General features: G+C 45.3%; 21 protein-coding genes and 2 pseudogenes. 18 read left to right on the top strand and 5 right to left on the bottom strand.

Annotated features, from left to right (window positions below; translation table 11 throughout):
• Positions 1-222 precede the first annotated feature (222 nt).
• The 4 genes and pseudogenes from CTT30_RS14715 (at position 223) to CTT30_RS14700 (ending at position 3132) form a co-directional block, all read left to right on the top strand.
• On the top strand, positions 223-588 hold the full coding sequence (locus CTT30_RS14715; RefSeq protein ID WP_239838992.1) for a DUF4145 domain-containing protein: 366 nt from the start codon (positions 223-225) through the stop codon (positions 586-588).
• Positions 589-1526: 938 nt separating this feature from the next.
• Complete coding sequence (locus CTT30_RS14710; protein WP_239871223.1) at positions 1527-2150, top strand: lysoplasmalogenase; 624 nt, start codon at positions 1527-1529, stop codon at positions 2148-2150.
• Between the two features lie 63 nt (positions 2151-2213).
• A pseudogene (locus tag CTT30_RS14705) lies at positions 2214-2449 on the top strand (YecH family metal-binding protein).
• Positions 2450-2547: 98 nt separating this feature from the next.
• A complete protein-coding gene (locus CTT30_RS14700) occupies positions 2548-3132 on the top strand; it encodes a YhgN family NAAT transporter (RefSeq protein ID WP_239871217.1) in 585 nt (194 codons plus the stop codon).
• A gap of 52 nt (positions 3133-3184) precedes the next feature.
• Here the strand turns inward: CTT30_RS14700 and CTT30_RS14695 are convergent, their stop codons facing one another.
• Entirely contained in the window at positions 3185-3451 is a 267-nt protein-coding gene (locus CTT30_RS14695) for a DUF1145 domain-containing protein (RefSeq protein WP_239871214.1), read from the bottom strand.
• A 12-nt stretch (positions 3452-3463) separates the two neighbouring features.
• Entirely contained in the window at positions 3464-4063 is a 600-nt protein-coding gene (rsmD, locus tag CTT30_RS14690) for a 16S rRNA (guanine(966)-N(2))-methyltransferase RsmD (protein WP_252035495.1), read from the bottom strand.
• Between the two features lie 210 nt (positions 4064-4273).
• On the opposite strand from rsmD, the gene ftsY reads away from it, so the two are divergent.
• The 6 genes from ftsY to glpG all read left to right on the top strand — a co-directional run bounded on the left by ftsY (position 4274) and on the right by glpG (position 9733).
• Entirely contained in the window at positions 4274-5461 is a 1188-nt protein-coding gene (gene ftsY / locus CTT30_RS14685; RefSeq protein WP_252035494.1) for a signal recognition particle-docking protein FtsY, read from the top strand.
• A gap of 28 nt (positions 5462-5489) precedes the next feature.
• On the top strand, positions 5490-6164 hold the full coding sequence (gene ftsE, locus CTT30_RS14680) for a cell division ATP-binding protein FtsE (protein WP_239871204.1): 675 nt from the start codon (positions 5490-5492) through the stop codon (positions 6162-6164).
• Positions 6154-7122 (top strand): permease-like cell division protein FtsX, encoded by a 969-nt coding sequence (ftsX, locus tag CTT30_RS14675; RefSeq protein WP_239839000.1) that lies wholly within the window; start codon positions 6154-6156, stop codon positions 7120-7122. Before ftsE ends, ftsX begins: the two co-directional genes overlap by 11 nt.
• Positions 7123-7292: 170 nt before the next feature.
• On the top strand, positions 7293-8150 hold the full coding sequence (rpoH, locus tag CTT30_RS14670) for an RNA polymerase sigma factor RpoH (protein WP_239839001.1): 858 nt from the start codon (positions 7293-7295) through the stop codon (positions 8148-8150).
• A gap of 417 nt (positions 8151-8567) precedes the next feature.
• Entirely contained in the window at positions 8568-8894 is a 327-nt protein-coding gene (gene glpE / locus CTT30_RS14665; RefSeq protein ID WP_239839002.1) for a thiosulfate sulfurtransferase GlpE, read from the top strand.
• Between the two features lie 8 nt (positions 8895-8902).
• Complete coding sequence (gene glpG, locus CTT30_RS14660; RefSeq protein WP_252035493.1) at positions 8903-9733, top strand: rhomboid family intramembrane serine protease GlpG; 831 nt, start codon at positions 8903-8905, stop codon at positions 9731-9733.
• 34 nt (positions 9734-9767) lie between these two features.
• Here glpG and CTT30_RS14655 read toward each other — a convergent pair whose 3' ends face one another.
• Positions 9768-10175, bottom strand: a complete 408-nt coding sequence (locus CTT30_RS14655; protein ID WP_239839004.1) for a flagellar basal body-associated protein FliL — start codon at positions 10173-10175, stop codon at positions 9768-9770.
• A 164-nt stretch (positions 10176-10339) separates the two neighbouring features.
• Here CTT30_RS14655 and CTT30_RS14650 point away from each other — a divergent pair, with 164 nt between their 5' ends.
• Together CTT30_RS14650 and ubiA are read left to right on the top strand one after the other, a co-directional pair.
• Complete coding sequence (locus tag CTT30_RS14650; protein WP_252035492.1) at positions 10340-10879, top strand: chorismate lyase; 540 nt, start codon at positions 10340-10342, stop codon at positions 10877-10879.
• A pseudogene (ubiA, locus tag CTT30_RS23425) lies at positions 10880-11736 on the top strand (4-hydroxybenzoate octaprenyltransferase).
• Between the two features lie 55 nt (positions 11737-11791).
• Here ubiA and plsB read toward each other — a convergent pair.
• Positions 11792-14227: a glycerol-3-phosphate 1-O-acyltransferase PlsB gene (gene plsB / locus CTT30_RS14635; protein WP_252035490.1), complete on the bottom strand. Its 2436-nt coding sequence runs from the start codon at positions 14225-14227 to the stop codon at positions 11792-11794.
• 205 nt (positions 14228-14432) lie between these two features.
• Between plsB and CTT30_RS14630 the strand changes: the two genes are divergently transcribed.
• The 4 genes from CTT30_RS14630 (at position 14433) to dinF (ending at position 17899) form a co-directional block, all read left to right on the top strand.
• The gene (locus tag CTT30_RS14630) at positions 14433-14795 is read left to right on the top strand and encodes a diacylglycerol kinase (protein WP_252035489.1); all 363 of its coding nucleotides are present in this window, start codon (positions 14433-14435) and stop codon (positions 14793-14795) included.
• A gap of 98 nt (positions 14796-14893) precedes the next feature.
• Positions 14894-15508 (top strand): transcriptional repressor LexA, encoded by a 615-nt coding sequence (lexA, locus tag CTT30_RS14625; protein ID WP_239839009.1) that lies wholly within the window; start codon positions 14894-14896, stop codon positions 15506-15508.
• A gap of 195 nt (positions 15509-15703) precedes the next feature.
• Positions 15704-16516 carry a class I SAM-dependent methyltransferase gene (locus tag CTT30_RS14620; protein ID WP_370689706.1) on the top strand — a complete coding sequence of 271 codons (813 nt, stop codon included), beginning with the start codon at positions 15704-15706 and terminating at the stop codon, positions 16514-16516.
• 27 nt (positions 16517-16543) lie between these two features.
• The gene (gene dinF, locus CTT30_RS14615; RefSeq protein ID WP_252035487.1) at positions 16544-17899 is read left to right on the top strand and encodes an MATE family efflux transporter DinF; all 1356 of its coding nucleotides are present in this window, start codon (positions 16544-16546) and stop codon (positions 17897-17899) included.
• A 42-nt stretch (positions 17900-17941) separates the two neighbouring features.
• Here the strand turns inward: dinF and sthA are convergent, their stop codons facing one another.
• On the bottom strand, positions 17942-19342 hold the full coding sequence (sthA, locus tag CTT30_RS14610) for a Si-specific NAD(P)(+) transhydrogenase (protein ID WP_239876612.1): 1401 nt from the start codon (positions 19340-19342) through the stop codon (positions 17942-17944).
• A gap of 282 nt (positions 19343-19624) precedes the next feature.
• Between sthA and fabR the strand changes: the two genes are divergently transcribed.
• Together fabR and CTT30_RS14600 are read left to right on the top strand one after the other, a co-directional pair.
• Positions 19625-20266 (top strand): HTH-type transcriptional repressor FabR, encoded by a 642-nt coding sequence (fabR, locus tag CTT30_RS14605; protein ID WP_239871174.1) that lies wholly within the window; start codon positions 19625-19627, stop codon positions 20264-20266.
• A complete protein-coding gene (locus tag CTT30_RS14600; protein WP_252035486.1) occupies positions 20266-20643 on the top strand; it encodes a YijD family membrane protein in 378 nt (125 codons plus the stop codon). Before fabR ends, CTT30_RS14600 begins: the two co-directional genes overlap by 1 nt.
• Positions 20644-20658: the final 15 nt, after the last annotated feature.

Genomic DNA, 20658 nt, shown 5'->3' with positions numbered 1-20658 from the left:
TTGTTGTCCTTTGTATCATTCTTCGAGACACATCACACGCTAGTAGTAATTTTGTCATTATGCTGATAAGGCTAGTCGTTGATTCCTTTACATTAATTTACTTGCAAAGGACAGTGAAAATGGGGCTATATAGTAGGTAATGAGACAGATTGTTATTGACTAAACTACTGGTTGGAAGAAGCCAGTTTCACCCCTTAGACTTACTAGTGATGGAGGGAAGCCATGTCTGATATCGAACAAGTGGTGACAAGGACACGTAAAATTGAAAAGCTGCTTCGCACGCAATATCACGCTGAAGGAAAGGGATTGCATCAGTTGATCACCAGCTGTGAAGAGCGATTACCGCATGATGTGATCGATAAGCTGCGCTATATCGCTACCATCCGAAATAAAATTGTACATGAAGAAGATTATAAATTAGAAAGCAGTCATGACTTTCTCTCTGTGTGTGATCAGTGTGAAAAAGAGCTCACGCCACGTAGTAGTCGCTTTATCTGGAGAGCTGCGATCACACTCATGACGCTGATTACCTTGGCTGCGCTATTTTTCTATTATGCGCACTGGGATATTTTGTCTAAACACTTATAACAAAAGCCTTAAAAGATAAGGTTTTAGCTAAATAGTTAAACTTAGAAATCCGTTGGATTTATAAGCGGGTTTTGTGTGAAAAATCTGCTGAATAACAAAAAGGGACGCTAAAGCGTCCCTTTTTGTTTTTGTATGTATGACTTAGTACATCATCGGCAGTGTCATGAGGCCAACAACAACCGCGATCATTACAAGTCCTTGTTTTTGTGAAGAAGTAATCATAACTCTGCTCCTATTTAGTGATGCTTAACTGTATGTAATTTAGAATAGCAGTATTTTTGTGCTTTGATCAAGTTTTTATTTTCCTAAGCCTTAAAAGTTTAATTTGTAAATCGATAAAATGACGGTTTTTAGTGGTTTTTTTACTGTGATTTCTATGCTTTTTACTCTGATTTAAAAGTGTTCCGTTCGTTGTTATTTTGTTTTAAGTTGTTGATTTTAAAGTTTTTAATTATTGTTTGTTGTTTGTTAATTTAAAGAGATTGTTGTTTTTACAATAAAATTGGATTGTAAGTGTCATTATCGGGTTAAATTGATAGTTATAGGCTTGGTGTTTCTTAAGATGAGAGTGATTCTCTATTGGGCTAAGTCTTAGTCCCCTTTTATAGACCGAAACTTTTAAGCTTTAAATGGCTAACTTTATGGTTTTGTTTTTATTTGTTTGATTTTTTTGTGTTTTTTGTCTTTATTTAAAGTGCCCTGTTAGTTTTTTTAGGTTTGTTGTTGGCTAGGTGTTCAATTTGCTAAAAAGTCGGATTTCTATAACCTGAATGAGCAGCGAAGGCATAGAAGAATGGAGTGGTAGGTTTAAACCGCTAGTTTAATACTGGCAAAGCCAGTATTTCAGAAGCCAATCAAGATCCAAGTTTTGCTTTCCATTTCTGGACATCTTTATCTGCCTGCCTACACTGGCGACTCAGTTTAAAAGAGGTGGACCCATGTGGAGCTGGCTTTCAGTCGCGCTATCAGGATTTATTAGTATTTCTGCTAATGAAAGCAACCAGAACAAACAAGCGGTCGTGTTTAAAACATTGTCGTTAGCTATGCTCGTCGTCATGCTCTGGAGTCAGAGTGATGCGATTGGTATATCGGTCTGGTGGGTGACCCTAGGGTTGTTGGTATCCATGTTGGCTGATGGCCTTTATATCTATAAGCGACATCAAAAGCTGTGCTTTGCTGCGTTTGTCGGGGCTCAGCTTTGCTATAGCACCTCTTTTTGGCTCCAATTATCCGGTGAGATAGTCTGGTGGCTTCCTGCTATGCTGCTGGCGATTGGTATAGTGGTATTTTTCCTAATGCTACCTAAAATTGATCGTCTGATCTTTCCGGTTGTGATAATGGGCATGATGCTGTTGCAACTCAACTGGGCTGCGGGTGAAGTCTGGTTATTGACTGGTACCTTGGCTAGCCTATTAGGTTTCTTTGGAACTCTGACACTTACTTTATCAGCAGGGCTTCTTGCCGTGCATGATTACAAACACTCCATTCACTATGGTCGGTATCTTATTTCGGGTAGCTATCTGTTGGCGCACTCACTGGTTACCGCTTCGTTGATTATTTGAAATCAAAGTTGACTTGATAGTCTCAGGTTATGCTCATTCCACTGATCATAAGTGGAGAAAGTTATGTCTAATGAAATACACGCACATCAAGTTCTAAACTTACTGCATGAACGACCAATGGCAATGCAGGAATTACGCGAGGCTGTTTGCGCTGCATTTGGTGAGCAAGCAAAGTTCCACACTTGTAAGCTGGATGGATTAGATCTGGACGCATTGATTGCCTTTTTATAGAGCGAGAGAAAATTGTTGCGGTGGGTGATAAGTGGGCGTTGAACTTAGAGCGTGTTTGTAGCCATTAAAAACTCTGCTTTTGGCCTCCAAATTGTCAAACGGTGTTGATATACTTCGCCGACTTTTTGCTCTGCTGTTGAGAATCTTTGGCTTTGGAGGCTAATTCATGGAAATTCTTTCTGCCGCAACCATGTTGTTCCTTATCATGGATCCGCTTGGCAATCTTCCTATCGTCCTTTCTATTCTCAAGCATCTTGACCCAAAACGCAGACGCAAGGTGCTTGTTCGTGAGCTGTGTTTTGCGTTGATCATTCTCATGCTATTCCTATTTGCAGGTAAGGCGATTCTGAGCTTCCTTCATGTTGAACCAGAAACGCTGAGTATCTCTGGTGGCATCATTCTGTTCATCATTGCGATTAAGATGATCTTCCCAAGTGCGGGCAGCATTACAGGCCTTGCGGCGGGTGAAGAGCCATTTATTGTCCCTATGGCCATTCCTATGATCGCTGGACCATCGGTGATTGCTGCATTGCTACTTCTGTCGACACAGCACCCGGACAAATTGCTTGAGCTGTCTGGCGCTGTCTTGCTGGCGTGGGGAGCGACCTTCTTTATTTTGATGTTTTATAACTTTTTCCACCGTATTTTAGGTGAGCGTGGTCTGAAGGCGATAGAACGCTTGATGGGGCTGCTGCTAGTGATGATTTCCACCCAGATGTTCCTAAACGGAGTTAAGGGGTACCTGAGTTAAAACAAGAACGCCGCTTATCATGAGCGGCGTTCTTATATTAGAGATGGTGATCTTACATCATGTACTTGCGACGAATATCGAGCAGGGCGAAAATGCCGAAAATTAGAATCGACCATTTTTCCCAACTGGTCATCTTAATCTTGTCACCAAACGCGCCGATAAAGATGGCTGATTGCAGGCCATGCATGATGAACAGGAAAGCCGTCATGATGTAAAGCGCAATCGCCGCTTTGCCCGGAAAGGGCATAAAGAAGTTCAGGATCAGGATGAACCACACAAAGCCAATCGCGGCTTTGGCCAGTAAAAGTAGAGCTTTCATGAGACTTCCTTTTTAGTCTTGTTGTCTTTCAAATAATCGGTAACTGACTTGACCTGCCGTTTTTTCTCGGTGTAGGTGCCAGTTGGTTGGAATGCCTTCCAACTCAAGTTCTTTCTCAGTTTCAATGTAAATCATGGCATCGTTGGCCAACCAGCCATTACTTTCCAGCAAAGTGACGGTTTGTTCCAGCAAGCCTTTACGAAATGGTGGATCGATAAATACCACATGATGCGGTGTCCCAGCTTGTTGGAGAAAGCTTAACGCATCGCTGTTAATCGCGGTCAGGTTATCTGAATTAAGAGCCGCAATGTTTTTTTCTAACTGCTTGAATGCATTTGGGTTGAGCTCAATCATGGTGACACTATCAGCCTGACGCGAAGCCGCTTCAAAGCCTAATCCGCCGGAACCGGCAAACAAGTCGAGGCATTTTGCTTGAGGCACATCCTGAGCCAACCAGTTGAAAAGGGTTTCTTTTACACGATCGGTTGTCGGGCGCAGCCCTTCTGCATCATGAACAGGCAGTTTTCTCCCTCTCCATAAGCCGCTAATAATTCGAACAAAGCCTGTTGAAGGCTTTTTTTGTGATGTGTTTTGCTGGCGACGCCGTACCATAGATTTTTTGACCGCTAATAAAGTGATACTATACCCAGTCGCTCAGTGAGTTCATCCTGAGTACAGCCCAAATTTTGTTGATGACAAAGTGTATACCATCGTTATAACGCTGGAAACTTTTCACTCTGTTGTCATGTTTCTTTTCTTAACCGGGGCAATACCTCGGCGAAAAGTGTCAGAATAAATTAAGACAATCTAGGATATCCCCAGATGACGGAAAAAAAGAAGCGCGGATTACTTTCTTGGCTTGGCTTCGGTGACGAGGAACAACAAGCTAAGCAAGCTGCTGAAGAAAACCAATCGGACATTGTTGAGGAAGTCGCAGCAGAAGCGCAAACCGTTGACGAAGCTCAGTCAGAACCTCAGGCTGACCTAGCAGAAGCAGAAGCAGAAGCAGAAGCAGAAGCAGAAGCAGAAGCAGAAGCAGAAGCAGAACCGCCACAAGAACCTCGTGTGAGTGAGCAAGACAAGCCAAGCGAAAGCTTTTTTGCTCGCTTAAAGCGCAGCTTGGCACGCACCAAAGCGAATATTGGGGCGGGCTTCTTTGGTCTATTCAAAGGCAAGCAAATTGATGATGAGCTGTTCGAAGAACTGGAAGAGCAGTTATTGATTGCGGATGTCGGTATGGATACGACGATGAAAATCATCGACAGCCTGACTGAAAAAGCTTCGCGTCAGGATTTGAAAGACGGTGAAGCACTGTATGGCCTGTTAAAAGAAGAGATGGCAGGCATTCTCTCGACCGTTGAAAAACCGCTTGAAATTGATACCAATAAAACCCCTTACGTTATCCTGATGGTTGGCGTGAATGGTGTTGGTAAAACGACAACGATCGGTAAGCTGGCTAAGCAATTCCAATCACAAGGTAAAAAAGTCATGCTGGCTGCAGGTGATACCTTCCGTGCTGCGGCTGTCGAACAGCTTCAAGTATGGGGTGATCGCAACCAGGTACCTGTTGTGGCGCAGCATACAGGTGCAGACAGTGCATCGGTTATTTATGACGCCATTGAGTCTGCAAAAGCCAAAGGTGTTGATGTAGTGATTGCCGATACTGCGGGGCGCCTACAAAACAAAGCCAACCTGATGGAAGAGCTGCGCAAGATTGTCCGTGTTATGAAGAAAGTGGATGACTCAGCACCGCATGAAATCATGCTGACACTGGATGCGGGCACTGGCCAAAATGCGATTAGTCAGGCAAAACTGTTCAGTGACGTAGCGCCACTGACTGGCATTACCTTAACCAAGCTTGATGGTACCGCAAAAGGTGGCGTTATCTTTGCCTTGGCCGATCAGTTCCAGATCCCAATCCGTTATATTGGGGTGGGTGAAGGTATTGATGATCTACGCCCATTTGAAACTCAGGAATTTATTGACGCATTATTCAGCCGCGAAGACTAATCAGTAGCTCAGGTAAGAGGAACGACGAGTGATAAAGTTTCAGCAAGTAAGTAAAGCGTACCGCGGCGGCAAACAGGCGCTGCAAAAGGTGGACTTCCACCTACGTCGAGGAGAGATGGCCTTTCTCGGTGGTCACTCTGGGGCGGGGAAAAGTACTTTGCTCAAGTTGATTTGTGCTATTGAGCGTCCGACGGATGGCAAAATCAGCTTCAACGATCACGATATCACTCGTATTCCAAATAAAGACATTCCTTTTTTGCGTCGCAACATAGGCATTGTTTTTCAGGACCACCGCTTACTGATGGATCGCTCGGTATTTGATAATGTCGCGTTGCCAATGCGCATTGAATCCATCTCTGAGAATGAAATTAAACGACGTGTATCTGCGGCACTGGACAAGACAGGGTTATTGGACAAAGCAAAGTGTTTACCGAGTCAGCTATCTGGTGGTGAGCAGCAACGTGTTGGCATTGCTCGAGCCGTAGTGAACCGGCCAACGCTGCTGTTGGCGGATGAACCCACGGGTAACTTGGATCCGGATCTATCAAACCGAGTGATTAAATTATTTGAAGAGTTTAACCGAGCGGGTGTCACCATTTTACTGGCAACGCACGATATTGGGTTGGTTAATACTCGCCCGCAATATCGTCATCTAGAGCTGAACCAAGGCTTCCTGAGTGAGGTAGAAGATTATGGCTGCTAACGTGCGTAATAAGAAGGCGACTAAAAGTCGTCCCCAGAATCGAGTGAAGCGCGATAGTTTTTTTACCGTGCATTTCAAACAGGCGAAAGCTTCGTTCTCGATGATGTGGTCTCGTCCTTTAGGGAATATTCTTACTTTAGCAGTGATCTCCATGGCATTAGCTATGCCAGCGGTCATGTATTTGCTGGGAAAAAATTTGGCCGTGGCTTCTACTAATGTTACCAGTCCATCAAAAGTGAGTGGCTATATTGAGGAGCAAACGCCGGAAGCACGCGTTATGGTGCTCAAAGACCAGCTAGAAAGTATGGATGAGGTGGCCAAGGTGGAATACATTTCTCCTCAGCAAGGTCTGGAGGATTTAAGCCAATACTCAGGATTTAACCATGCCCTTTCACTCTTAGACGACTATGCGCTACCGGGTGTGTTGATCATCACGCCAAGTGTTGAAGATAACGAGAAGATCAAGCAATTGGCGGCGACGATTGCCAAGGAAGAAGAAGTGACGGACGTTCGTCTTGATGAAGATTGGTTAACCCGCTTAGATGCGATCAAGAATTTAGTCAGTGGTATTGTGATCACTCTGTCTGTACTGATGCTGGGATCGGTGTTTCTCATTGTGGGCAATACGTTGCGCTTTAACGTGCTTGCGAATAAAGAAGAAATTCAGACCATGAAACTGATCGGTGCGACTAACCGCTTTATTTTACGCCCTTATCTTTATTCTGGGATGTGGTTTGGCTTATTGGGCGCATTCACAGCTTGGGTCATGACCGCTATTATTACCGTAGTTCTGAACAGTAGCGTCGAACAACTGGCTCTGTTGTACGATAGTCGTTTCCGCCTGATTGGACTAAGCTGGGATGAAAGTTTGTTGCTATTGATGCTTGGTACATTCCTTGGATGCTTGGCTGCGAAAGTGTCAGCGCAGCGCCACTTGAAAGAAATTGAACCTGTCTAAATAGCAAATGTCTTACTCTTACTTGAAAAAGTACACGCTACCGTGTACTTTTTACTTGTATAGCTGAAAGGTTTATGCATAATAACTTTCCCTGCTTGAATCTTGTTCATTTTAGGTTCAAGATTGTTGGGTTAAAACTTACTCCAGATCAGATATTGATGAGGAATTGAATGACTAACCAAGCGTATCCAATGGCTGTAGTGACACAAGATAGCTTAGATAGCTATATCCGCACAGTGAATGGCTATCCAATGCTAACTGCTGAAGAGGAACGTGAACTGGCTGAGCGACTACACTATGATGGCGAAATTGAAGCGGCAAAGGGCCTGATTCTTTCGCATTTACGTTTTGTAGTGCACGTAGCTCGTGGTTACTCTGGCTATGGTCTGCCCATGGCGGATCTGGTACAGGAAGGTAATATCGGCTTGATGAAAGCAGTAAAACGCTTTAATCCAGAAGTCGGCGTACGTTTGGTCTCATTTGCAGTGCACTGGATTAAGGCTGAAATTCATGAATACGTACTGCGTAACTGGCGTATTGTGAAAATAGCGACCACCAAAGCGCAACGTAAATTGTTCTTCAATCTACGTAAGTCTAAAAAGCGTCTTGGTTGGTTCAATAACGGTGAAGTGGAAACTGTTGCAAAAGAGCTGGGTGTGGAGCCATCTGAAGTGCGCGAGATGGAATCTCGTCTAGCCGCTCAAGATGCCGCTTTCGAAATGCAGAACGATGATGATGATTCAGGCGTATCTTACTCGGCACCTATGCTATACCTCGAAGATAAAGCCTCGGATGTGGCTGACAATGTTGAGGCAGCTAACTGGGAAGCTCATACCAATAACCGTTTAAGCTTAGCATTATCTAGCCTTGACGAACGCAGCCAGCATATTGTTCGTTCTCGTTGGCTGGAAGATAACAAGTCTACGTTACAGGAGTTGGCAGAAACCTACAGTGTGTCAGCAGAACGTATCCGCCAGTTAGAAAAGAATGCCATGAAAAAACTCAAAGCGGCAGTCGGCGACTTCTAACTTTTAGTTAAAGCAAAAATTCAAAAAAGCCGAGATCTAATGATCTCGGCTTTTTCAGTCTCTGGGATCCAGAAATTATCTATTTCTCTCTTTTTATGGATCGAATTTTGCCGTGTTGCCTGTGGGTAACTCTGTGATAAATTTCTTTGCTATATGTCAGAAAGGCGGGTGAACAAAGGTGTCAGGAGTAATGAGCCTATGGGGATACTTTTACTTTTACACACAAAAAAATAAGGATCATCACTACATATTGTGGATCCAGAATTGTAAAACTACTTTATCAACGTAATTCACAGCTTTATCCACAAACGGTGAATAAATGATCGCAAGTGGATAACCCTACAGCTGCGGTGTACTTGTTAACCACTGGATAGGTTACAATGACAATCAACAATGATTCTTTTCAAGAGACAGCAAATGGACCAGTTTCAACACATTGATGTCGCAGGGGCGCAGGCATTGCTGGAGCAAGGTGACGCTCGCCTTGTCGACATTCGCGATCCGCAGTCTTTCGCTGTGGCTCACCCACAGGCTGCATACCATCTAACGAATGACACGATTGTTCAACTTATGGATGAAGTGGAGTTTGAGCAACCTATTCTAGTGATGTGCTACCACGGCATTAGCAGCCAAGGCGCAGCACAATATTTGGTTAACCAAGGCTTTGAGCAGGTGTATAGTGTGGATGGAGGCTTTGAAGCTTGGCAACGCGCTGATTTGCCTATTGAATCTCACATGCCATAGGAACCGCTATGATAAGACTGATTTCGATTTCCAATCCGCGCATGGCACAAGCGTTCATTGATTATATGGCCTCGCGCCGTATTGATGTGAAAATGATGCCGGAAGGAAGTGGTCAGTTTGCACTGTGGCTCAGCGACTCTCAACATCAGGTGGAAGTCGAGGCTGAGCTACAGCACTTCCTCGATAATCCAAGTGATAGCAAATATCAAGCTGCTTCGTGGGAGATGGCAGAGACGCGCACCAGCCAATTTAGCTACCAGTCGCCGAGTATGTTGTCGATGGTCAAAGCCAAAGCAGGTCCGATAACATTAGCGGTTATGTTGATCAGTGTTGTGATTTTTACCTTGCAGCAGTTTGGCGCTGGGCAAGCAGTGTTTTCAGCGTTGCACTTTCCCGCACTCGCTGGACAAGAATGGCAGTTATGGCGCTGGGTCAGTCATGCGGTTTTGCATTTTTCTGTCGTACACATAGCGTTTAACTTGTTATGGTGGTGGCAGCTTGGTGGTGATATTGAACAGCGCCTAGGAGCGAAAAAGCTTTTACAGCTATTTTTGGTGTCGGCAGCGCTTTCTGGAGCAGGGCAATACTGGGTTGAAGGTGCAAACTTTGGTGGATTGTCAGGTGTCGTGTATGCCTTGGTTGGGTATTTATGGATGCTCGGATACAAAGCCCCTCAGCTTGGCTTGAACATACCTAAACCGGTTATTGGTTTCATGTTAGTGTGGCTGGTGTTGGGGTTTGTTCAGCCGTTTATGGCAATTGCTAATACAGCTCACCTGGTGGGGTTACTTTCTGGAGTTGTATTGGGCTTGGTTGATGCTAGCCGATCCAGAACATAAAAAAGCGGCTTCGGCCGCTTTTTTGTTCGTCAGGTTATTGATAGAGGTACTTGGTAAACAACAAGTCAGCAATAATGGTGCGCCCTGTTTCGGGTAGTAGAATCGAGTTCAATTGCTCGACTAAGTTTTTACGCAAGTCTTCACGACCAGCTAAAGAGGTGATCGTATCTGAAGACTGCTTGCCAAGTAGCTCGATCACCGCATCTCGAATCAAAGGCTGGTGAAGCTCGATGATGGCTAAGTCACTTTCGTTGGCCACCATGATATCAATACGAACCTGAATGTAGCCCAGCTTTTTGCCTTGGGTATAGAAATTAGTGGTGAGATCTGGCTCAAGAGTAAAGTACGCCAGTTTCGGCTCTCCGCTTTCTTCTGCCATGGATGGAAAACTGGCCAAGACGCACAAGGCGACAAATATTTGGACTAAGTAACGTTTAATCATATTTCTGTCTTTTCTTTCTTCTAATCACGATACTCGAATCGCCTGAGTCTTGTTACAATAGAGCATCTATTTGTAATAATTATGCGTTAAACACTCGATGAGTGGTTAACAACAAAGATCAAAGCTTTATTGTACGATGATAAGGCTACTTATTGAATACTAGTATGAATCAATCTACTTCGCTTTATTTATCTGCCCTTCGTCAGGTTGAATGGCAAGATCCTGATAAGTTTAGCTTTCCTACACAGAGTGCGGAAAATTGGTTGTTAGAACAGGGCTCATTGTCACGTTTATTGGAGTCCCACTGCCAAACGTTAAGTGTCGACTTATTGCACAACAAAGTGGTTAAAGCTGAGAAGCTCACGTCACAGGAGATTCAGTTACTGGCAAAAGAAGAATGTTTGCTGCGTAAAGTGGTCTTGAAAGGCGATAAGCAACCTTGGGTGTTGGGCAGAACCTTGATCCCACAGTCATCAATGGATGGTCAACAGTATGATCTGACCCGTCAGGGAGAGATCCCTCTGGGGCTCACGGTGTTTAATGCCGAAAATGTCCACCGTGATGCACTCCAAGTGGGCTGGGCAAAAACGCCCGATGGTGAGTTTCTTGCTCGTCGCTCTCGTTTATGGATGAACCACAAACCTATGCTAGTGGCAGAGCTGTTTTTGCCTACTGCACCAATGTACTCAAAGGAGAGCGTGTAAATGACGACGGCCACTAAAGCTCAGGCGTATTGGCAGTTGATGCGCATGGATAAGCCAATTGGCACCTTGCTGCTACTTTGGCCAACCATGTGGTCGTTAGTGATCGCGGCACAAGGCGTGCCTGATCCCATCGTGCTGGTTGTGTTTGCCCTTGGCGTATTGTTTATGCGTTCAGCGGGGTGTGTGATCAATGACTTTGCGGATCGTAAAGTGGATGGCCACGTTAAGCGTACCAGTGCGCGACCTCTGCCTTCTGGGCGTGTAACACCAAAAGAGGCTCTCGGCTTGTTTTTAGTGTTATCGGTGGCGTCGTTCTTATTAGTGCTGACGATGAACGCGCTGACCATTCAGCTCTCTTTGGTTGGGTTATTTCTCGCCTTTATTTATCCTTTTATGAAGCGTTATACGCACTTACCTCAGTTGTTCCTGGGTTAGCTTTTAGTTGGTCGATTCCGATGGCTTGGGCTGCTCAAGCGAATGAACTACCTACGATGGTGTGGTTTATCTTCGCGATAAATGCGTTGTGGACGATAGCCTATGACACGCAATATGCGATGGTTGATCGAGATGATGATTTGAAAATTGGTGTTAAATCGACAGCGATTCTATTTGGCCGCTACGACAAAATGATCATAGGTGCATTGCAGCTGGTGACGATGGCGATGTTAATTACGCTGGGTAATTGGTATCAACTGGGAGCGAGTTACTACTGGAGTCTATTGGTTGCGGGTGCTTTGTTTGTTTTTCAGCAGCACCTTATCCGTCATCGTCAGCGAGATTTGTGCTTCCAGGCATTTCTCAACAATAACTACGTTGGGATGGTTATTACTATCGGATTGTTGACGGCATTCTGGTAAGCAAAAAGGAAGGGCATCCAATGAGGATGCCCTTTTTATGTGTCTTACTCAGTGATCACACGGCTTCACTTACCTGACAAATACTTTCTTTTATTGTCAACCGCACTTCGGGATAAAGCATCGAATAAAGAAGATCGGCAAGTATCTGACTTTTCTCCTGATCGCAGTTGCCTTCATTGTCCAAATACGCTTGCTGTTTGAGAGTGGTAAACATGGACGAGAAGACACCTTTATCAAAAAACTCAGGTGCGTTGATACCATGCAAACGTCCCAAACGTTGTGCGATTTCTTGGCTCTTTTGCTCTAGATCCGCTTTACCCAACTCAGGGTTGGCTGTCAGCAAGTTGAGAGTGATTGAGTAACGTTGCAAAGTTTCTGTGATCGTGCGGCCTAGCAGCATCAGCACCTGAGTATTCCCCTGCTTAAGTGACACGTTTTGCTCCGTATCAATCACCACCAATCCAAGACGAGCAATCTCTTCGATGTAGGCTTCGGTAACATCGCCAAGCTGCTCTTCTTCAATACTCAGGAATAACTCTTGTTTTAAGAATGGGTAAACCAAGGCCACATTGGCTTTGATTTTTTCCAGGTTCAGTTGCTGATGACGGATCAGCATTTGTGCGATGAGAGATGGAATTGCGAACAAATGAATAATGTTGTTGCGATAGTAAGTCATCAGAATGGACTGATTGCGATCAAGAGAGACAATGTCGCCCATGGTATCTGACTCAATCACAAACTTATCGAGTGACTCGGCATGTTTGACTAGCGCTTCTGCATCCTCACTTGGCACTGTATACGTGGATGAATATGGCACGTTCTTGAGTAAAGAGAGGTAACATTCGATTTGTTTCACTAAGCTGTCGCGAGACAACGCGCGTTGACGTGAAGCCAGCAGCGCGGTAGCACACAAAGTTAATGCGTTAGTTGCAGCGGCATCATTGATGTGCGTCATCATCTTAATCGCAAGGTCATTGACCACAGGGTTTAGCCATTGTGGCTTGGTTGTACCCATTGGGTCTATGTCTTGTGTCCATTCTGGCGCGTTCTCATTGAGATATTGATTCAGAGGGATAGGTTCACCAAAGTTCACGTAGCCCTGGCCGAAGTTACGTAGCTTACGAATTGTTCGTAGGACCAGCCCAGCGTTTTCTTTTTCTTTACGCTTACCACGCAGTTCCTTGGCGTAGGTGCTGACTTCCATTACGTGTTCATAACCAATGTATACTGGCACCAGTGTCACTGGGCGGTTGAGACCACGTAACATGGCTTGAATAGTCATCGCCAACATGCCAGTTTTTGCCTGCAGCAGTCGGCCAGTACGTGAGCGTCCGCCTTCACTGAAGTACTCTACCGAGTAACCTTTTGAGAACAGTTCTGCGAGGTATTCACGGAAAATGGTCGAATAGAGTTTATTGCCTTTAAAGCTACGGCGAATAAAGAACGCACCACCGCGACGGAATAGTGGTCCGGCTGGGAAGAAATTGAGGTTAATACCTGCTGCGATATGCGGAGGTACCATGCCTTCATGGTACAAGACGTAAGACAGCAGTAAGTAATCCATATGACTGCGATGACATGGAACATAAACAATCTCGTGGCCGTCTTGAGCTAGCTTACGCACGGTTGAGGCATTGTTTATGTTTAAGCCCTGATAGATACGGTTCCACAGCCAGCTCAGTAGGCGATCGCCATTTCTGACCAAAGAGTAGGAAAAATCAGCAGCAATTTCATCCATGATGTTGTGAGCTTCTTGGCGCGCTTTATCAAGAGATATTCCCTTCGCTTTTGCCTCATCTTCAATTACTTTCTCAATCGCTTTGGACTTCATAAGACGATTAAATAGCGCTTGACGATTGGGTAAGTTAGGGCCAGAGGCCGCAAGCTTTTGCCGCGAGAAATGGATACGTGCGACGCGGGCTAACTTGTGCGCTATCGCCGTGTCGGTGCCGTGTGAGTCTGCCATATAACGTAAAGAAACTACGGGGCTGATACGTACCAAGCAATCTCGACCTGATCTTAATACAGCTAACGCTTTTTCGGGGCCATTGAGTGACTGCAAGTAAGGCGTTTGCTGTGACTCTTTTCCTGGTTTCCGACCCCATAACACGGTGGTAGGAAGGACTTGAACGTCCAGTTCACGGTCAAATTTGTGCTGTTCTAGTAAATCAGAGAAGAGCGCAATGGATTCGTTAGGAACACCTTGGTCGCTATTCATTACAGTTTGACGTGAAGAGGTAAATACATAACGCTGGAACGACTTACCATTGATCTCGACGGGTTCAAGTGGATCTGGTAAGCCTAAGCGAATGACCTGCATTTGTAGCGTGATTAAATCGACACTTGAGCGATAAGGCAGGGCATAGATAATGGGTTTGTTTACATCAATGCTATGATCTTCAATAGGATTTGAAGGAATCGCGGTTCCTTTGACCATCACCGACAAAGGCAGCTTTAGTAAGGAACTCGATAGTGGTTGTCCGGAAGACATAAGGTTCTTGGCCTCAAAAAACAGATAAATCGCAAAAGCCGTGTTCCATCTTCTTTATTGTAGAAGCAGACGCTGTACTTAAGCTGATATTTTCAAGGCTGCAAGGATATCAGAAACTGGTCGAACCTTTTACTGTAAATTGAACACGAAAACGCCAATTTCACCAAACTCAAATCATCTACTTAATAATTCAAGAGAAAATGCTGTGCCGCAAAAAACACTTCATGGTTTTAAACGTATTAAAAATGCCACCCGTTACTCATGCCAAGGCTTAAAGGCCGCCTTTCAAAATGAACCTGCATTTCGAGAGGAAGTGGTACTTGCTGCGTTGATGATTCCCACGGCATTTTGGCTAGATGTCACTCAAAGTGAACGCATATTGCTGATTGCGACTGTGATGCTGGTTTTGATTGCTGAGTTATTTAATAGTGCGATTGAAGCTGTTGTTGATCGTATAGGTCAAGAGCAGCATGAGTTGGCTGGTAGAGCGAAAGATATTGGATCAGCTGCGGTTATGATCACTATGCTATTGACTGGTTACGTGTGGGTGGAAGTATTGTTTTTCTAGTCAAAAGTTTAACTCTATCAAAAAACCAGCAATTGGCTTTTCATTTAAACCATTACTGGATATACTCACAGTTAACTGTATAAAAAGACAGGTGACTTATGAAGCCGCTAACGCCACGCCAGCAACAAGTATTTGATCTGATAAAGAGTAAAATTGATGACACAGGCATGCCTCCAACGCGTGCCGAAATTGCCCGCGAGTTGGGTTTCCGCTCTGCGAATGCTGCTGAAGAGCACCTGAAAGCTCTCGCGCGTAAGCAAGCCATTGAGATTATCCCTGGTGCCTCCCGTGGGATTCGTATCTTGCTAGAAGAGGCGGCTAATGATGGCTTGCCTTTGATTGGTCAGGTTGCCGCGGGTGAACCCATTTTGGCTCAGGAACATGTCGAGGCGCACTATCAGGTTGACCCTGCTATGTTCAAACCACAAGCAGACTTTCTACTGCGTGTGAACGGCGAAAGTATGAAAGATATTGGCATTATGGACGGGGACCTGCTTGCTGTGCATAAGACACAAGATGTTCATGACGGACAGGTTGTGGTCGCTCGGGTAGATGAAGATGTGACAGTGAAGCGATTGGAGCGTAAAGGTTCAACCGTGTTGCTGCATGCTGAAAATGAAGAGTTTGAGCCGATTAAAGTTGACCTAACTTGTCAGCACCTTGCAATTGAGGGCTTGGCGGTAGGTATTATCCGCAATACAGATTGGATGTAATACCCGTTAGTTATTGGCCGTAACGGTAGTTGTTTTCAACGTTAGTAATTAGAGTTACTGACGTTGAACGACTGATGACAGAAAAATATCACAGTGACTCAGCCTTTTAGACTGAATTGAGATCTATTCTCAATATCTTGCCTTTGTAATTGATATTCATTATCATCTTGACTCTGGTATGGAAGGAAGATGATAATGACTGCTAAGCAAAAAGCATCAACTCATCGCTATCAAATCCCGGCTAATCTGCTGCAGCCTCTCTGGTTTCGCAGCAGAGAAAGCTTGGTAGATGATGGCTTAGTATACGACCCGATCGCGGCAAGTGCATGTCAGCGCTGTCAGCTTGCGCCGGAATGTTTATCCGGTGACGTCGATCAGAAACAACTCCTTCACGCTACCCTGACTCAAATTTGTGATGAGCAGGTCAACCATTTTATCTCTCGTAATCCTGATGGTTGGATAATTAACGTTGGTGCTGGATTGGATACACGCTTTTACCGTGTTGATAACGGACGCTGCCACTGGCTTGAACTGGACGTGACGGAGAATTTACTCTGGCGGCAAAAACTCTTCCATAAAAGTGAGCGTTACCAGCATATGTGTGGCAACGTTGACGACTTATCTTGGCTAGATAATTTACCTGTCCCAGAAAAATCCCCTGTTTTGATCGTTTGTGAGCATGCTTTGCTTGATTGCACCGAAAAGCAGGTAGGCAAATTCATACAGGCGTTGGGTTGCCACTTCGATTCAGCCAGAGCGTGTGTAGTGCTTGCTGGTGATTTAACGGCCAGTAAGTTAGGCCAAAAGACGGGAGCAGGCCGTTACAACCATGGCTACGCTTCTCCCGGAGATGCAACACTGAACTATCTGCCTTGGGCTCGCTGGGCGAAAACCTTCTCACCGCTTGATAAACACTGTGGGCGCTGGAAATTGTGGCAACGCTGGCTGACTAAATTCACTTCTCTGAAGCACAGACTCACTCCCGTAGTAGTTCAGCTTCGTTGGTAATCCGGTTACACTTTGCACTCTTCTTTTATGACGAGTGCAAACGTGCCATTACTTCAAACTCTTTCCGATAAAGCACTGCATAAGCAGGTTCTCCTGCTGGCGATTCCTATGGTGCTCTCCAACATTACCGTCCCTTTACTTGGGCTTGTTGACGCCGCGGTGATAGGGCACCTCGAACATGCTTGGTACTTGGGTGGCGTTGCCCTTGGCAGTACTATGATCAGTGTGACTTTCTGGCTACTGGGCTTTTTGCGGATGTCGACCACTGGGCTGGCGGCGCAGTCGTATGGCGCTCAAAGTGGTAAACAACTCGGCTTAGTGTTCACTCAGGGTGTTGCGATGGCCTTGGGTTTTGCATTGCTGTTTCTCATTTTTCATCAACCGATTTCTAATCTGGTGTTTTCGCTGAGTAGTGCGAGTGATGAAGTTAAATTTTATGGTGAGCAGTATTTTGCCATTCGGGCTTGGAGTGCCCCTGCCGCGCTGGTGAATTTTGTTTTACTCGGATGGTTGTTGGGTACACAGAATGCACGAGATCCCATGTGGATGGTGATCATTGCTAACGTCACGAACATCTTTCTTGATGTCTTATTAGTGATAGGCTTTGGTTGGAAAGTTGAAGGCGCAGCCTTGGCGTCGGTGATTGCCGATTACAGTGGTATGAGTTTTGGCCTTTGGTGTGTATGGCGTACTTGGCATAAGCGTCAGCTACCGTCACTGGTCTCATTGTTGAAGGAAACTACCCACGGATTAAGTCGTTTTGTCAAACTCAACCGAGATATCTTTCTTCGTTCATTGTGTTTGCAAGCTACCTTTACGTTTATGACCTTTCAGGGGGCAAGCTTTGGTGATGATATCGTTGCGGCTAATGCGGTATTAATGAGCTTTTTGATGATCATTTCCTATGGCATGGATGGTTTTGCTTATGCGATGGAGGCTATGGTTGGCAAAGCCATTGGGGCTAGGGACAAACATCAGCTTAGTGCATCACTGGTAGGGACTTTTTTCTGGAGCTTGATCATTTGTTTGGGATTAACCCTTATATTTGGCTTTGCTGGATCAACCCTGATCGGCATGATCACTGGTATTCCTAGCGTCCATTATACGGCATTGGAGTTTCTGCCGTGGCTGATGGCAATGCCATTGGCCTCGATGTGGTGCTTCTTGTTGGATGGGATATTCATCGGGGCCACGAAGGGCAGGGAAATGCGCAACAGCATGTTTTTCGCCATGTGTGTGTTCTTTGGTGTTTTTTTCGCTCTAGCCAGCTTAGGTAACCATGCATTGTGGTTGGCGATGTTGAGCTTTATGGGGATGAGAGGTGTGACACTGGCGTTAATTTTTTATCAGCAGTGGCGCAGCGAACGTTTCTTTACCGCTTGAGATAAAGCCGCAGCGAAACTGCGGCTTTAGTCATATCTCTAATTAGAACAATCGGTTGAGACCATTCAGTGCTGCGACACGATACGCTTCGGCCATGGTTGGATAGTTAAAGGTCGTATTAACGAAGTATTCAATCGTATTGGCTTCGCCTTTTTGCTCCATGATAGCTTGCCCGATATGGATGATTTCCGCGGCACGTTCGCCAAAGCAGTGAATACCGAGAATTTCTTTGGTTTCGCGGTGGAAGAGAATTTTTAAGCTGCCGATATCTTTGCCTGCAATCTGCGCACGCGCCAGATGTTTGAAAGAAGAACGGCCGACTTCATAAGGGATTTTAGCCGCCGTCAGCTCTTGCTCTGTTTTACCTACTGAACTTATCTCTGGGATGGTATAAATACCCGTTGGAATATCTTCAATCAAACGGCCGTCAGCTTGACCCTTGTTGATCGCTTGGGCAACAAATCGACCCTGGTCATAAGCTGCGCTCGCTAGACTAGGGTAACCGATCACATCACCAACCGCGTAGATATGTTCAACTTCTGTTTGGTAATTACTGTCGACTTTTAACTGGCCTCGAGAATCCGCATTGAGCCCCACCGCAGATAAGTTGAGCTTGTCGGTGTTACCAGTACGCCCATTGGCGTAAAGAATACAGTCAGCACGCATTTTTTTGCCCGACTCTAGGTGGATGATCACTCCATCTTCAGTGCCTTCAATTTTCTCATAAGTTTCGTCGTTGCGGATCACGACACCACTGTTCCAGAAGTGATAGGAAAGCGCATCGGATACTTCATTATCGAGAAAAGACAGCAATCGATCTCGGGTGTTGATAAGGTCAGTTTTCACACCTAAGCCACGGAAAATCGATGCATACTCACAGCCGATAACGCCGGCACCATAAATGATGATATGACGAGGATCGTGCTTCAGGCTCAAGATAGAATCGCTGTCGTAGATGCGTTCATGCATAAAGTCGACATCAGCTGGCTGGTATGGGCGTGAGCCTGTTGCAATCACAAATCGATCAGCGCTGTAGAGTTCTTCGGTGCCGTCTGCTTGAGTGACAGCAATGGTGTATTTGTCCGTAAAGCGTGCAGTACCGAAAATCAATGAACACTGATTACGGTCATAGAAGCCTTGTCGTAGACGAGTCTGTTTATCAATCACAGACTTTGCGTGGCCCAGTATATTAGAAAAGGTCGAATGTAGGCTGGTGTTGTTATGGCAAAACAGCGGGTTGTTATTGAATTCGATAATCCGACTAACTGCATGACGCAGTGCTTTTGAAGGGATAGTTCCCCAGTGAGTGCATCCGCCACCGACGCTGCTCTCTTTTTCCACTATGGCGACATTGAGTCCCGCTTTGGTTAGCCCCATTGCTGCCCCTTCACCACCAGGGCCACTACCAATAACGATCACGTCAAAGTGGTTACTTTCCGCCATAACTTTTCCTTTGTTATATTGTCTTAACATTGCTTTAGCGAGATTTTAACTGATTTCACGATAGAGCACACGGTTGGCATACTAGAGAGTGGAAGTGATCACGCAGAAACTTACCGATCTGACTTTGGTATGGTGGTATGTCTCTAAACCAATGTTAAGTGGTTGAAAAAGATAGCAGGCTGAGTTTAATTGTCACGCGGTAGTCAAAGCTGACGATTTTGGCTTATGTCCTTAAGGCAATCGTTGTATATTAACTGCTATAAACAAATAAGCAGAAAACAGATGAAATCCATGGGAATCCGTGCACAGCAAAAAGAAAAAACGCGCCGTTCATTAATTGATGCTGCGTTTAGCCAGCTTAGCGCTGACCGAAGCTTTTCGAATTTAAGCCTGCGAGAAGTGGCTCGGGAAGCAGGGATTGCCCCGACCTCATTCTATCGTCATTTTAAAGACATGGATGAATTAGGGCTGACCATGGTTGACGAAGGAGGTTTACTGCTTCGTCAGTTGATGCGCCAAGCGCGGCAACGAATAGTCAAAGAGGGCAGTGTGATCCGCACGTCTATCGAGACGTTTATGGAGTTCATTGACAACAACCCCAATGTGTTTCGTCTATTATTGCGAGAGCGTTCGGGAACATCGTTTGACTTTCGTACTGCGGTTGCGAGAGAAATTCAGCATTTTGCCGCTGAACTGACCGAGTATTTGATCAGCACCGGAATGTCGCGTGATGAAGCCTATACTCAGGCAGAAGCGTCAGTCACTCTGGTATTTAGCTCGGGCGCTGAAGCATTAGATTTGAATCGACGTGAGCGCGATGAGCTTGCGGAACGATTGATTATGCAATTGCGAATGATAGCCAAAGGGGCTTTATGGTATCGCAAAGAACGTGAACGTAACCGATTAAAAGGTGGGATTGATTAATGTCTAATGAAGTAAACCAAATTAATCGTGGTTCAGAGAAGAAAACCCTAGTATTGGCCTTAGTTGCTGGTATGTGTGGTGACGCTTTATTGTCTTGGCTGACAATGAGCGAAGTGTCTTTCTCTATTTTTCCACTGATTGCGCTTGTGCTGTCTGTGCAGACGCTGTACCAAGAATATCTACGTAATCCTGTCTCTGAAGACATACCGCTGGTTGGCCTAGCGTGTTTCTTCGTTGGCGCCTTTGGCCACTCTGCTTTTGTCAAAGCGCAGCACCCAGATGCGGGGTCTAACTTCTTTGCCATTATAGTGTCGCTACTACTGCTGCTATGGATTGGTAAGAAGCTCGGCTTTATGGGCCGTTCCGCTAGTGAGTAGTGCTACTTCGAATAC

This window comes from Vibrio coralliilyticus (assembly GCF_024449095.1).
Classification (GTDB): Bacteria; Pseudomonadota; Gammaproteobacteria; order Enterobacterales; family Vibrionaceae; genus Vibrio; species Vibrio coralliilyticus_A.
The sequence above is the reverse complement of the archived record's forward strand: the minus strand, read 5'-3'. Positions and strand labels throughout refer to the sequence as shown.